Consider the following 14,821-nt stretch of genomic DNA (forward strand, 5'->3'; position numbering starts at 1 on the left):
ATGAAACAGGCATCAAAATCAGTGATGCCCAGATGAAATCGATAGACATGGAACCCATTGGGCCATTTCCTCTCTGGAACTATCGAATCAATGGTTTTAAAAGATCAATTTAATTGCTTACAGTTCCATACTGCACAAGTGCTTAATATTGCTCAAAGGCATGCGCCAACTTCACACTGTAGATTACTTAAATGTGTGCATGTATTTTTTATGGTCACCTGAGTGAGACACTTTCTAAAATATTTATAATTAATCTTACCTTACCTTACCTTACCTTTTACATACTGACATTGAGCATTAATGAGCTGTGCACAGCGTGCTAACAGGGCGTGGAGTTCTTCAGCGCATGAAGCGTGCTCAGTGTATGAATTGCGTAGTGTATTAGCAGTGTCCGCTTATGCTGACAAAAAGCAAGAAGGAAGGAAGGAAGGAAGGAATAAGGAGCATGGAGTATGGTGGAGGACGGGCGGAGTAGTGGTGCCTTAAATGCTGGCCGGGGATACGACAGCAGCGGTAATGATGACATCTGGTTTTACTAAACAAAAAGGCCGGTGCTGCTGGGCAGTTCCGGCCTTTTGTCTTGTGTATGATGCCGCTGCGCTGTGGCAGCGGCATTTTGTGTGTTTATTCTTTCCTGCTGCTGCAGCTTACGATTAACGGGCCAGAGCAGAAAGGATGTCGGTCAGACGGTTATTGGCTATGTCGATATGACGGGCCAGAGCGGCTACGTGGTTAGGCATCATGGCGTCGCCCACCTTGTTGCCACCTGCGGTGATGTACAGCGGATCGAACTCCTCAATGTACTCAAAGCGCTTTAAGGCTTCCTGCACGTTCTCAGCACCACCACGCTCGGCTACAGTGCCGTCTACGGCCAGCAGAGCACGGAAGAGATTGCCGGTTACAGCACATACGCCCTTGGCAAAGTAGATATTGTTATCGGAGTTGAAGTGGCCGATGTTGTTGTCATTGAGCATGCCCAGAGCAAAGTCGGTCATGTGGATAGCGTACTTGACTATGCTGTATACGTCATCAGACTTCATGTTGTAAACACCGGCGTTCTTGGCGTCGGTACCTACAGAGGCAGCCCAGTCAGCCCAGTTCTTGATACCCTGACGGTACTTGCCCTCAGCGTCATAGACAAAGAGGAAGCCCCAGGCATTTTCTGAGTAGCTGAAGTAGCGGGAGGTGGCATCAGCAAGGCGCTGATCAATGGTGTCACGGTTACCGTAACGGGCAACTTCCTTGGCAATGACATCGGAAGCTGGACGGGTTGCATAGATTACACCGCGCTGGTAATTGGTGGTGTTATCAATAACCCATGGAGAAATCAGGTCATTTGGCAGGAAGCCAAAGAAAGAGGACAGCTCCTGATCAAGAGCCCAGGTAAGGCCCTGAGCAATGATGGTGGCGCGCTGCTGCTCAGTTGCAGTGCCATCTACTGGCTCAGGATTGAATGGCTTGCTGCCAGCAGTGCTGAACAGGCCTACAGCCAAGATCCATAATAAGACCAGGCCTGCGATACCGCCCAGTCCATAGCGTACAGTTTTAATCTTATCCATCAAATCACCCCTGAATAAAGGTCCTTAAGCATGTAAAAGGACCAGCAAAATTATTGTTCCTATGGAGCCGGGCGCTCAAACAAAACAGTAAGGGCCCTGATGCTTTTCCTGACAGCTGCATTGGCAGAAATATTTACCGGGGCAGAACCGGTACATCAGATAAGCTGTCCAGCCTTTCAGTTGCTTGAATAAGGCAGAAGCTGATTACCTGGCGAGAAATGCAGCATATTACATGCACTGTGCATGTATGCTTGTTCATATATTAACACTGCATACTTAGAAAATAATGAGCTGACTGAAAATGCCCGGGCACGCCAATGCCCCTACATCCCCCTAACTCCCGGCACTGTCTCCCGTCATAGCGCCCGCCCAGAGCACCATCACCATGGGGCAGACCGCCAGTATTAACGGGCGTATCCATCATTAGAATATCGTTTCTTCCCATGCGATGGCCACGGCTGAATACCGTCCCAGGCAGCCCTTGCGATATACAGGCCACTGTTACGCATTCAGACCGGTGCTACGAATTCAGGCCATTACTACGCATTCAGACCGGTACTATGCATCCGGGATAGTGCTCCGCATGCCGGCCACGGCTCGGCATACGGGCCTGCCCCGGTGCCGCACCTTAGTCTTAATGGGATCAGGCTATGGTCATTAGTGCCTTAACCTGGCGTACAGTACGTCATGAAGATGCCGCTGCAGGCTGCTCATACGCAGTACAGTGCTGTACGGCATAACTGTGACTTAAAGGTGAAAGTGAAGCCACATCCGGTGCGCAGGCCTTTTGACGGTGCAATACTGTGATGCAGATCTTTGGCGCCAGTATAATTATCTCCTACAATTCATGGTCATCAGCCTTGCAGGGCTGCCCATCAGGCCAGCAGACATACAGGACAGCTAAGGACACGCCACCCTGCTCAAAGGGCGTTCAGGTCCATGAGGAAATATGTGGCACCATTGCATGAGCACTGGCCAATGCAGGCAGAGCTCATGCACTTTGAATAACCTTTGCTGTGCCATAAGTGGCCGTTTGTGCCCCTTTTGAAGACCTTATCTTTCACAGTACGGCTCTGGTTTAATATAGACATGTTCCGTATCTGTACCTGCGTCAGCAGCTGCGCATGGGACTGCAGCTGTACGAGGCTGCACTGCGCCAGCAGCTGCGCAGGGGTGCAGTGGCAGCAGTGCTGACCCGTGCAGACTTCAGGATTGCTGTCTGCAGGATACCCATCAGAGATGGCGCAGGAGACAACCGGCCCTGCAACTTCATTTTGCACAACATCATGCTCGGACTTTTAGGTCCGGCTGTAATCAGGCAAAAATTATGGATAACTTACTTCCCTACAACTGTGACATGGTTGAGCACCAGGTGCTCCAGGATCAACATCAGCTATGCGGTACTTCTTACCGCGCCTCCCTCACCTCTGTCCACCCACAGGGCCGCTCAGTGTTAAACCGCATGGCTCAGACTGCCGGCAGCATCTGGCGCAGCGTGCGCATGGCTGCCATTATCACCGGCGGTGCTGCCCTCATGAGCGTAAGCGTATGTGCCTCAGCCGCTCCAGCTACAGATAAAAGCGATACCGCCGCCAAAGCCGAGACTGAGCTTTACGTATTTAACTGGTCTGACTATATCGACCCTTCTGTTATTACTGACTTTGAAAAAGAGTACGGCATCAAGGTTCACTACGATGTCATGTACTCCAATGAGGTGCTTGAAGCCAAGCTCATGGTAGGCAAGAGCGGCTATGACATCATTGCCCCTTCCCTGCATGTTTTAAAGCGCCTTGGCGAGGCTGACCTGCTGCTGCCTCTTGATAAGAAGCAGCTGCCAAATCTCAAGCACATGGACAAAGGCAAGATGGCCAAGGTAGCCACAGTTGATGAGGGTAATACCTACGGCATTCCTTATATGGAGCTGTCCACCGGTCTTGCCTATAACGAGCGTAAGGTTGCCGAGATTATGGGCCCTGACTTCAAGGTTGACTCCTGGGACGTGCTCTTTAAGGAAGAGAATCTCAAAAAGCTCTCCCAGTGTGGCGTAGCATCCCTGGACAGCCCGTCAGACATGCTCTGTACTGCTCTTATCTACATGGGCCGTGATCCTGAGTCCCAGAACAAGCAGGACTACCGTGATGCCGCTGAGCTGCTCAAGGTTATGGGCAAATACGTACGTTACTTCCACAGCGCCCAGTATTCAAACGATCTGGCTGCCGGTGAAATCTGTATTGCTCCGGCATGGGCCGGTGATGCTCAGCTGGCCAATCAGCGCTCTCTTGAGGCCAAAAAGGATAAGATTGTCTATGTAATTCCTAAAGAGGGAGCCCTGATGGGTTATGACATGCTGGCCATCACCCGTGATGCCACCAATGTCAAAAACGCTCACCTGTTCTTAAATTACATCATGCGTCCTGAGGTCATTGCCAAAATCTCCAACTACGTTCGCTTTGCCAACGCCAATGCCGATGCCACACCTCTGGTTGATCCGGAAATTACCTCCAATCCAGGCATCTACTATGACGCCCAAACTCTCAAGCGCATGCACATTGTGGTACCTCCTGCCAAGGTTGAGCGCCTCATGACCCGCACCTGGAACAATGTTGTTTCCGCCTCTGCCGGCAAATAATTCCACTGCCCACAGCCCCTGCCCTGTCCCGCTACGGTAAGCTAAGGACAGGCAGCCCCCAGGGTACTGTTCTGGCCACAGTTCTGAGGCAGCCCCTCTCATGGACCTGCAAGCATAACCAGGACTGGCCACCATCAGGCAAGCCATTGAGCAGCCCGCTGAGCATCTTTGTGCTGGCGGGCTGCTTTGTTTGTGGGCGTCAGTGAGCGCAGACCCGGCCTTTTTTGGACAGATCATGCAAACAATGTTACATTATCATCGATGCAGCAGCCGCCCTCAAAGCGCCTGCAGCTATGGTTTTTCATTATTTCCCGTCTGACCATAAGCATAAGATCTTCACCTGAACTCACAGATATTCTGTAAGGCCAAAATCCCCATTCTGCACCGGGAGTTACTGGCAGCTGCTTGTCGCCAGCTGTCCGTTACAGGCCATAAAGCCTCAAAGCATGTATCTCATCTTTGCAGGTTAATGAGTGACCAGTAAGCCTTGTACATATCAGCGCCGGCCATAAGGCAACAGCTGCTCCAGCCCGCTGCAGCCCTCTCCAGCTGCCAGGCACAAACAAGCCCCGACATGTAAGTTGAAAGGTCAGTCCCTGCAGCACCATGGCCTTGAGAGCTCACAGGCTCATTCAGGAAAAGCCTGGCCAGTCCCGGCCATGACAGGCACGCCTGTCATGCCAGGCACGCTCTGTCTTAGCGTGCATGAGCTGCAAGGCCAGTACGCGTTACCCTTTCAGGTTTACCTGCCTCACTGTAGAAGCCTTATGCTCACAGTGCCAGACACAGGCACAGAGGTACCCCGCATGATTTATACCGTTACCACCTCTCCATCTCTGGACCTGCTCATGCAGCTGCAGACACCACTGTGCGTCGGTCAGAATAATCGAGCGATTAAAGAAGAGCTGCGCCCTGGTGGTAAGGGTATCAACATCTCCATCATGCTCTACAACCTGGGAGTTACCTCTACAGCCTTTGGCTTTGTAGCCGGTTTCTCAGGCGATGAGCTCATGCGTCTTACTGCCGCTACCGGCGTAAAGACAGGCTTTATCCGCGTCCGTCGTGGCCGTACCCGTATCAATGTGCGTATCAAGGAGCAGCCTGCCCAGACCAGCATCAACGGTCTTGGTCCTGAGGTCAGCGCCGATGATATTCAGTACCTGGTGCGCAAGATCTCCGGCCTTACCTCTGATGACTATCTGGTGCTGGCAGGCATGGTACCTCCATCTCTGCCTCAGGATATCTACGCTACCTTCTTTGAAAGCCTTAAGGACGGTTCTCAGCCTAAGGTAATAGTTGATGCCCCGGCAGATCAGCTCAAGTACGTACTCAAGTACCAGCCATTTTTAATCAAGCCTAATCTCAAGGAGCTGGGCGATTATCTGAATATGCAGATTACCGATGCCCGCAGCGCCCTTGAGGCCTGTCAGCGCCTGCAGTCTGAAGGTGCCCGCAATATCCTGGTATCACTGGGTCGCCATGGCGCCATTTTCATGGATGAACACCACAACGCTCTGCGCATTGCAGCCCCAGGTGGCGAGCTTATTGACCGTACCGGTGCCGGTGACTCCATGATTGCAGGCTTCCTGTCAGACTATATCGAGCACCATAATCTTGAAAGCGCCGCCTATATGGCTGTAGCCACAGGTTCAGCTACGGCTACCACAGACGGCATTGCGACCAGAGAAATGGTACAGGAGCTGCGCTCTCAGATGACAGCTACTACAGCCGACTGGAGCGAATCTCTAAGCTGAACCGTGCCCAGCCAGAATTTGACTGTACGCTCTGATCCATCGCACGCTCAGCCACCAGACCTGCCGAAGCGGCCGTGCCATGACCGGAAATTTATAAACATCAATTTATTTGTTCAAAGCGCAAAAAAGCCCCGGATCATTGAGAGCCGGGGCTTTTTTGTGTCCCTGCAGGAGGGGACGCAGCCGGTCAGGCTGTTATCAGGACCGTTACACTGGAGACAACGGCCTGAATATGCAGGGGCTGAAAATTAGCCCTTTACTACCTTGGCGATTGCGTCAGCCAGGTAGTCAACGTTATCGTCGTTGATACCGGCTACACACATACGGCCTGAACCTACGATGTAAATACCGTACTCAGCACGCAGCTGATCAACCTGCTCCTTGGAAAGGCCGGAGAAGGAGAACATGCCGTTCTGCTTGACGATGAAGTCAAAGTCACCGGCACCGGCATCCTTGAGCTTCTGGGCCAGCAGGGTACGCATGCGGTGCATGCGGACACGCATTTCAGCCAGCTCCTTCTCCCACATGGCGCGCAGCTCAGGGTTGGACAGAACGGTAATAACTACCTTCTCACCGTGGGCTGGAGGGTTGGAGATAGCACAGCGGATAGCCAGCTTGATCTGTGACAGGGTGTTAGTGCCCTGCTCTTTGGTAGCAGCTACGCAGGTTAAAGCACCGACACGCTCGTTGTACATGCCGAAGTTCTTGGAGTAAGAAGAGGCAATGATTACTTCGCTGTTGAGCTCAACAATCTTGCGTAAGCCGTAAGCGTCTTCATCAATACCCTCACCAAAGCCCTGGTAGGCAAAGTCAATTAATGGCAGGAGCTTCTTGCGGGCCAGGAAGGCAGCCAGCTCGTCCCACTGCTCTTTGGTTGGGTCGATACCGGTTGGGTTGTGGCAGCAGGCGTGGATGATAACAACATCACCCTCGCTGGCCTGCTCGAGGGTATCGAGCATGCGGTCGAAAGCCAGAGCGTGAGCAGCACGGTCGTAGTATGGGTAACGCTCGGTCTTAAGGCCGGCAGCCTCTACGATCTGGAAGTGGTTGCCCCAGGTAGGATCGGAGATCCATACACGGCTGGCAACGTGGTTCTGGTAGATAAAGTCAGCGGCAATACGTAAGGCACCGGTACCACCAGGGCAGTGGCAGGTTACGGCACGGCCATCGTTTACCAGAGCGTGGTCACGGCCGAATAATAACTCACGGGTTAACTGGCCGTACTCAGGCAGACCGGAAATTGGCAGGTAGGACTTGGATACTTCAGTGTCAACGAGGATCTTTTCAGCTTCCTTAACACACTTTAAGACTGGAGTAACTCCGGTCTCATCCTGGTAGACGCCTACACCCAGATTAACTTTTTTAGGGTTGGTATCAGCCTTAAAAGCATCGGTTAAGCCAAGAATTGGATCTGCAGGAGCTAATTCCAAGTGATCAAAAAACATATATACATCCCTGACATTGAGCATCTCAAGATGCTGCAATCATTCAAAATTCAGAGCCTGTGGCCCTGTAAACAGCGCCTATCCATGAACCTGACTGCCGTTAGCTCAAAGCTTTAAGACAGGTCAGCGGCACTCGAGGGTGGCAACATGCCGGCAAATATCAGGACTGCAGTCCCGCTCTTGCCTTTGCCCTGCACAGTGCAAGGATAATAAGACTGTCATGTGTCAAAAAAGCTATGTAAGCCAGTCAACACGGCGCATGCAGACAGCAAGTGCTGAAGCTGCAGCGTATAACTGTGGACAGTCCTGCGCTCATATCCGGTTCCATCCTGTAATCAGCATATGGAACACTGTGAGCTGTGTGCCGCAACAGCCGTGCAGGCAGTGCACACACGAGTGCGTCTATTATATGCAAGTCTTACTATATTCAGGCCCTTTATCCCAAAATTTGGGCATAGCCTTGAGGCATGCTCCTCAAGCAGGCACAAGGGCGTGAATCTCATAAACACGCTGTTCAGCGACTATATCACGCATAAAGTCCCAAAAAACAGCCATAAAATACCAGAAAACAGTGCACCAAATTAGTTCAATATCGGACTTTACCTCACCTCAAATCCCACCACTTTCCCATAAATTGCGCGTTATGCCTCATTACCATGCCACCCAGGCCCTGCTCCGCCCCAGCAACACAACACCATCCCCACCCTGTCACTCAGCGCAGAGCCCAGGTCAGAGTCAGGACCATGGTCAAGGGCATGGGCAGGCAGATGCAGGGACAGCAGCTTAAGCCCCGTCCGCCAGACTGACTCCATCCCGGTCACATGACGCCATGACGGCATAACGGCCGCTCTGACTACCCAGCACCGTATGGAGCAATGTCCCGGCAGGAACACCAGCCCATGCTACGGCATGAGAACCAGTCCCGGCCCCGGCATGAGCACCAGTCCAGGCCCCGGCATGAGCACCAGTCCAGGCCCCGGCATGAGCACCAGCCCAGGCCCCGGCATGAGCACCAGTCCAGGCCCTGGTATGAGCACCAGTCCAGGCCCCGGCATGAGCGCCGTCGCAAGCAAGGCAATGATCTCCGGCACAGGCACCGGCCACAGCAGCGCAGGCTTAAGTAAGGCATCCATAAAGCAGCAATCCAGCTCCCGAAACTGTGTCCGGAAAGCTGGATTGCAATTAATTAAGGCATACCTGGTTTAAGAAGCCAATCTGGCTCCGAGGCTGCCTTCTGGCAGTCAGTGATCATCATGCATGAGCTGCATTATGGATTTTAGAGCGGTCACGCTCCATGGACAGAGTATGCTCGTAAATGCGCTTTGCTGACTTCTGCCAGGCAAGTGACTTCCAGCGCAGCACCATGGCTATGCCACGGAACCACTCATCAGCTGTAAAGCCAATCCATACGCCCATCAGGCCCCACTCAAGGTACAGGCCCAGGTAGCAGCCCAGCGGCACTGAAATACCCCACATGGAAATAATGGCCATGATCATTGGGAAGCGGGTATCACCAGTTGCACGCAGCGAGTTGATGATAATGACGTTTAAGATACGTCCCGGCTCCTGGAACACAGTAATGATAAAGAGGGTAGAGGCCAGGGCCATAACCTCAGGATCACTGGTAAAGAGGGAGATCAGCAGCGCACCTGTGCCCAGTGGCATGGAGAAGGTGAGCAGAATGGTTACCACCTCACCAATCTTGACGCTGCGAATGAGCTGGCGATTAGCCAGATCAAGCTTCATGGCGCCGGTATAGTGAGCCACCAGCAGCTCAGTACCCATACCAATGGAAGCGCTGAAGAGCATCAGCACCTGCACAATCTGGAAGTAAATGCCGTGGGTTGCCAGCTGCATGGCGCCCATAGAGGCAATCACACCGGTCATGAACATGTACTGAGTGTGCCATGACAGGTTCTCACCGGCTCCTGGCAGACCAATGCTCAGGATAGATTTGATTACATTGCGGCGGAACACAAACATGAAGCGTGGAATGATGCGGGTATTGGTACGGGCAATAATCAGCGGTATAAAGACCAGACAGCCGATGGTACGTCCAATCACAGTACTCATGGCCACGCCCTCAACGCCAAGCACTGGTACCCCCAGATAGCCAAAGAGGAAAAGGGTATTACCAATCACAGTAAGCACGTTTACCAGCATGGAAACGTACATGGCATCACGGGTACAGTTATGAGCACGCAGAATAGCTGAGCCTACCAGACAGATTGCCAGTGGCAGGAAGGACAGTGACAGAATCTGCAGATAGTTGTGCGAACTGGCCTTAATCTCCTCAGGCACCTGCATGATGTCCACTATCAGTCCTGTCGAGAAGAAGATAGCCGCAGATACCAGCGTACCGATAATCAGGTTGACGCCCAGCCCCACGTGAATAATGCGGCGCGCCAGGCGTTTGTTATTGGCACCCAGAGCCTGGGCACATACTACGCACACACCGATATTAAAGAAGTTGAAGATGATCAGGGCAAGGTCAAACACCTGATTGCCAATGGTCAGCTCAGCCACAGCCTTTACCGAAACCATGCCCACCATGATGGTATTGATGATGAGGGTGGCAAAGTGCAGGGACAGGTCAATGAAAATTGGCCAGGTGAGCGACAGCAGCGAACGCTTAGGTTCCTGCAGGTCGAGCTTGTTAATACTCTTGTCCAGCTCGGCATCAAGGCGCTCAACCTCAGCAGGTGAGGCTGTGGCCGACAGCTCACTTTGCTGATTGTAAACATCAACATTGATATTGCTGTTACCTGCGGCAGCTGCAGCTGCAGCAACAGCCGCTGCCTCCTGAAGCTTGCGGTTACCACCGGCCTCAGCTGTCATCACAGCCGCAATACGGGCCGCCTCAAGAGCCTGAGTATTGGATGCAACCACAATTGGAGCAGCAGCCTGCACGCCTACACGTGCAGCCTCATCAAGGTCAAAATTCCAGTTAACCTCGGCTCCATCACTGCCAGCTGGCCATGAGGCTTCCTCAGCATCATAGTAAAAGCTGCCCCTGCCATGAGAGCCCTGCGGGCCACTGGAGCCCAGTGAGCCACTGGCTCTCTGCCCTTCATTAGCCTGACCGGCGCCTGCTGCAGCTCCAGCTGCGCCTGCCGCGCCAGCTGCCGCACCTGACGGTGCGACACCGGCATCATTACTTTGAGTATAGTCCTGAGCCAGGTCCTTAAGGCGGGCCTGATCGTTGAGCATCAGAGCCTCATTGAGATCTGATGCCTGAGAGATACTCTGGGCAATAACCCTTTCTTCAGCTGCTGTCAGCGGGGCATGCAGACCATCTGCTCCTGCCTTGTCTGACCTGGATGTGCCCTGTGCCTGTACAGGGGAAACAGCAGTTAAATCCTGTGCGGATTCTTCCCTGGTCTGTTGCTTCTCTTGCATATGCATTATCGAAACACTCAAAAAAGAAGAGTAAAACTTAAAACTGTTGCAGCGCCTGATGCGCTCCTGAAAAGAAATCTGTAACGACTGAGACTGTCTGCACGTTCTGGACGCCATTGATACAGGGTCATGCGCCCGGCTCCCTCCGCCCTTCGCACTGCGCCCTCTGCGCAGCTCTGCGCAGCTGGCGCCTTCATACACTCTTAAGCTCTTATGCTCCTGCCTGACCTTTGCTGAACAGTCAGCCCTTATCGGCCTGTACTGCCAGGCCCTGTCGGGCCCTGTCAGGCCCTGCACTGACCGCATTAACCTTCTGCAGCCACCTGCATACTCACCTGACAGCTCAAACCAGCGCAGACGCTGAGCGCATATGCTGTTGCTATCAGTCCTGCCGGCCCGCATGACCGTACAAAGGCATGCGGGCCCGTGCACGGACAGTGCGCACATGATGAGTCTTTTGGCTTTCTGGTTGCTGGCCCGGCTTCAGGGCACAAGACCAATGGGATATAAACTTGAAAGCAGCCCGGTATTTTTAAGGCTGTGGTATGAAGAAGGGGATAAATAACACTTCCGAGCACGACGTGGCACAGTCACGAATATCGGCTCATAACCCAGGCTTTCACTGCCCCGGGCATGGCATATTTCCACTGTTAATGACTTCGTTTCTGGCGTGATTATAGCCACAAATATGACAGCGATAACGTTTTCGTAAAAATATTCTTTATTGACCTTTCAGGGGCTGAAAACGGCGCACAATATTTGTGCATCGTCAGGAATCAAATCTGAAATAACCGCACTGCCAATGGCTATTGGACGCCATTTTTTATCAGACATTCCCAATAAGCCTGGGATTACGCACCATTTTGCCAATGATTCATTAATATGCCCCCACTGTAAAAGATGAAAAAACCGGTAACAGTATGCAATTTTTGCATTCTTTAAAAAGTACACTGTATTGCTCTACTGTATTAACATGCGAACAACAATTGGGGCACAGAAAGCACATGATGTATCAGCACCATGACATCCAGCCTCGCCGCAGCTCAAAAATCACAGTCTCATGCCCGTCTGCCTGCAATATCGCCCTCCAGATCCAGAGTCGACAAAAGTCACGAGCCAATGCTGAGCCAGCCACAGGCCAATGAACACAAAAGAGGCTGCCCACAACTGTCCTGTTTAAGTCCAGGCACAACGCTCATATAAAACATGGACTGCAAAATGAGCAGAGGCTCCTTGAGATGATCTCAAGGAGCCTCTGATTAAAGCTCACCATGATGAGCCGGCCCGGCAGAACTTGTGCCGCACATTCACATTGCCGCTGCCCCAGCGGCTGTCCCAGCGGCGGCCCTGACGGGCGCTCCTTCCACAGGAAGAATGCTGGCATATGCTGGCATATGCCTGCTTCTGGAGGCTGCCTGGATGAGCCAGGGGGCTTGGGACAGCTCTGGGGCATGATTGGGGATTAGACGTGCTCCATCAGGTCCTGAACGGTAAGGGCAACACCGTCAGAAATAATAGCGTGCAGCAGACAGGCGGTAACTGAGACTACATCCACATCAGCTGACAGGTCGCGGCCCCAAAGGGTGGTGTCACCCAGTACAGCGCTGACAGTGAAACGGGCTGTGGCCTCGCTCTTCTGATAGTGGCTCCAGGCCTGTTGCATGCGCTCAGCCAGTGCGGAATCATCCTTAAAGCTTACTGACTTGCCATCAGAGCATCTGACCTCAATGTCACAGCTGGAAGCTGCATGCTGATAAAGCGCAGTCCAGGCTGCCAGGGCAAAGCACAGCTTTCTAGGTACTACACCACGGGATCGGGCGTCGAGCAGAGAAGGTATCAGGTGCTCCTTAACCTTGAGTGAGGCATGCTCAAGAACCTCTGGCAGAGCATATTTGAGGTCATTGTCAGCAAGACGCTCAATGGCCTCATCCACCCAGGCACCAGGCAGATCGGCGCCGGTAGTCAGCACTGGAACAACTTCATCTTTAATGACACTTCGACCATAGCTGCCCAGTCCCTTGTCGGCCATTACATCGCACAGATTCTCCATGGAGATGAGCAGACCGGCAGGGGCCAGAGCCATCATACCGCCATCAATGACACGGCTGCGACGCAGAGCAAATGGAGTTACATCAGCTGTGGTCTTGACGTTGAGACCCACCTGATCAAATGGCAGCTCCTTTAAAATTTCCTCTCCACCCTGCAGTACGAGCTCATGCACGGTCTGACCGCAAACCATGTTGAAATCTTCGTAGCCCAGCTGATTCCAGTACTGGCAGTCAACAGGCTCAGGATAGCCACTGACAATACGGTCAGCACAGGTATTCACAAAGCGGCAGTCACTGTCGAGCCAGGCTGTGAAAGAATCACCGCAGTTCTGCTCGGCAGCATGGCGCAGCACCAGATCACGAAGACGACTGCCATTGTCCTCAACAGACTCACATGGAATTACCCACAGTCCGGCAGCACCTGCCTTGAAGCGCTCAAAGAGAATGGCGCACAGCTGTCCTGAGAAGGTATCAGGACAGACATCGGTATTAAAAGGCTGCTCTGATTTGAAGACCATGCCGGCTTCGGTGGTATCAGAAAAAACAAACTTTACCTGGGCATCCATGGCAGCGCCCATGACAGCCTCCCAGCTATCACGAGGATTAAGCACTGAGGCAATTGAGTTAATGACGGCAGCCTCCTCCAGCTGGCCGCCCTGCACCCTGCCGTGCAGCAAAGTGGTATACAGGCAGTCCTGCTTTTTGAGCAGCTCTACAGGACATACGGGTCCCTGAGGCTGGGCATCAGCTGCAGCAGCTGCCGGTCCACGGCGTACCGGCATTTCCCTTGCGCCTTTGACATCATCAGTGACAGTAAGGGTACGGCCATTAAAGACACCTTCCTTATTGGCTTTGAAAATGAGCCAGTCGATCAGACCACGGGCCTTGCCGCCATCACCAAATACCAGAGCACGTACCGGAAGCTGAGACCTCTTGTCAGGTCTGATGGAGAAACTGATACTCTTCATAAATACCTCAAAGCAGATAATCCTCATTACCCTCTTCAACTGAATGCAGCACAGCCAGGCCGTCGCCACAGCTGCAGCGCAGCTGAAGTGCAACTGCAGATCAACAGCATCTGCGCAGCGACAGCTGCACAACGACAGCTGTTGGCTATGCGGCTGAATGTGGCCGTTGAGGCTGTCAGTCAAAGGCACGCCTGAGCGTGCGGGCACCATATCAATGATACGACCCGCATCTCATGCGAACAAGACAAAGGTATCAAAAAGACGGTTCTTACTGCCATGCAATGCCCGGTTTGTGAGCCCTGTCGTTACCAGAGCTTCCAGGGATGAAGGGAATCAGGCCATGGCGTTGATTGAGCTGGGCATTGCCGCCGTCATCGTGGCGCACAGTTGATATTAGCCGCAGACTCAGAGCCATTGGAGCTGCCAGCTGCGCTGCGGCGTATGACAGACGAGGTCTTGCGGCTGGCAGCGCTCTTGAGGCTGCAGGCCGGATATTTATTGAGAAAATCGGGGATTTGGAGGTATTGAGCGGCGGCGGATGCCGCCTGGCCCGGCCGGACCACGAATGTGGTACGGGCGGGCCGGAGAGATGAAAATGAGGGGTGCAGAAACGAAAAAACCGCCTCTGGGGCGGTTTCTTCTTTTATTCATAACCTGGCGATGACCTACTCTCACACAATCGTACGTTGCACTACCATCGGCGTGACTGCATTTCACTTCTGTGTTCGGAATGGGGACAGGTGGGACTACAGCACTATGGTCGCCAGGAAAACTGGTGGACTATATTGCAATCTTGACATCAGTATAAGTGGCGGAACGGACGGGAATCGAACCCGCGACCTCCTGCGTGACAGGCAGGCATTCTAACCGGCTGAACTACCGCTCCGCATTTAAAAATTAAGTCTGGCGATGACCTACTCTCACACAATCGTACGTTGCACTACCATCGGCGTTACTGCATTTCACTTCTGTGTTCGGAATGGGGACAGGTGGGACTACAGCACTATGGTCGCCAGACA

6 protein-coding genes, 1 tRNA gene and 2 rRNA genes are annotated in these 14,821 nt (G+C 52.9%); 2 read left to right on the plus strand and 7 right to left on the minus strand.

All coding sequences use genetic code 11. From position 1 onward, the window contains the following. Positions 1–653: 653 nt before the first annotated feature. Positions 654–1,559: a DUF2333 family protein gene (locus tag MXE41_RS12325; protein WP_247100736.1), complete on the minus strand. Its 906-nt coding sequence runs from the start codon at positions 1,557–1,559 to the stop codon at positions 654–656. Between the two features lie 1,327 nt (positions 1,560–2,886). On the opposite strand from MXE41_RS12325, the gene MXE41_RS12330 reads away from it, so the two are divergent. Continuing rightward, the gene (locus MXE41_RS12330) at positions 2,887–4,188 is read left to right on the plus strand and encodes a polyamine ABC transporter substrate-binding protein (protein ID WP_247100738.1); all 1,302 of its coding nucleotides are present in this window, start codon (positions 2,887–2,889) and stop codon (positions 4,186–4,188) included. 806 nt (positions 4,189–4,994) lie between these two features. Continuing rightward, positions 4,995–5,942 (plus strand): 1-phosphofructokinase family hexose kinase, encoded by a 948-nt coding sequence (locus MXE41_RS12335; protein ID WP_246977163.1) that lies wholly within the window; start codon positions 4,995–4,997, stop codon positions 5,940–5,942. Between the two features lie 248 nt (positions 5,943–6,190). On the opposite strand, the gene MXE41_RS12340 is transcribed toward MXE41_RS12335, so the two are convergent. The 6 genes from MXE41_RS12340 to rrf (MXE41_RS12365) all read right to left on the minus strand — a co-directional run bounded on the left by MXE41_RS12340 (position 6,191) and on the right by rrf (MXE41_RS12365) (position 14,819). Further along, on the minus strand, positions 6,191–7,387 hold the full coding sequence (locus tag MXE41_RS12340; RefSeq protein ID WP_247100740.1) for an amino acid aminotransferase: 1,197 nt from the start codon (positions 7,385–7,387) through the stop codon (positions 6,191–6,193). Between the two features lie 1,251 nt (positions 7,388–8,638). Beyond that, positions 8,639–10,786 (minus strand): MATE family efflux transporter, encoded by a 2,148-nt coding sequence (locus MXE41_RS12345; RefSeq protein WP_247100741.1) that lies wholly within the window; start codon positions 10,784–10,786, stop codon positions 8,639–8,641. 1,462 nt (positions 10,787–12,248) lie between these two features. Beyond that, positions 12,249–13,802 (minus strand): mannitol dehydrogenase, encoded by a 1,554-nt coding sequence (locus MXE41_RS12350; protein ID WP_247100743.1) that lies wholly within the window; start codon positions 13,800–13,802, stop codon positions 12,249–12,251. 652 nt (positions 13,803–14,454) lie between these two features. After that, a 5S ribosomal RNA gene (rrf, locus tag MXE41_RS12355) occupies positions 14,455–14,570 on the minus strand. Between the two features lie 41 nt (positions 14,571–14,611). Next, positions 14,612–14,688: transfer RNA gene (locus MXE41_RS12360), tRNA-Asp, on the minus strand. Positions 14,689–14,703: 15 nt separating this feature from the next. After that, positions 14,704–14,819, minus strand: a 5S ribosomal RNA gene (gene rrf, locus MXE41_RS12365). Between the last annotated feature and the right edge of the window lie 2 nt (positions 14,820–14,821).

It is taken from the genome of Anaerobiospirillum sp. NML120449 (assembly GCF_023051105.1).
In the GTDB taxonomy this organism is placed as follows: Bacteria; Pseudomonadota; Gammaproteobacteria; order Enterobacterales; family Succinivibrionaceae; genus Anaerobiospirillum.

Coding starts and splice junctions, on each gene's coding strand:
- MXE41_RS12330 (WP_247100738.1), top strand. CDS start 2,887: ATGGATAACTTACTTCCCTACAACTGTGACATGGTTGAGCACCAGGTG.
- MXE41_RS12345 (WP_247100741.1), bottom strand. CDS start 10,786: ATGCAAGAGAAGCAACAGACCAGGGAAGAATCCGCACAGGATTTAACT.
- MXE41_RS12340 (WP_247100740.1), bottom strand. CDS start 7,387: ATGTTTTTTGATCACTTGGAATTAGCTCCTGCAGATCCAATTCTTGGC.
- MXE41_RS12350 (WP_247100743.1), bottom strand. CDS start 13,802: ATGAAGAGTATCAGTTTCTCCATCAGACCTGACAAGAGGTCTCAGCTT.
- MXE41_RS12325 (WP_247100736.1), bottom strand. CDS start 1,559: ATGGATAAGATTAAAACTGTACGCTATGGACTGGGCGGTATCGCAGGC.
- MXE41_RS12335 (WP_246977163.1), top strand. CDS start 4,995: ATGATTTATACCGTTACCACCTCTCCATCTCTGGACCTGCTCATGCAG.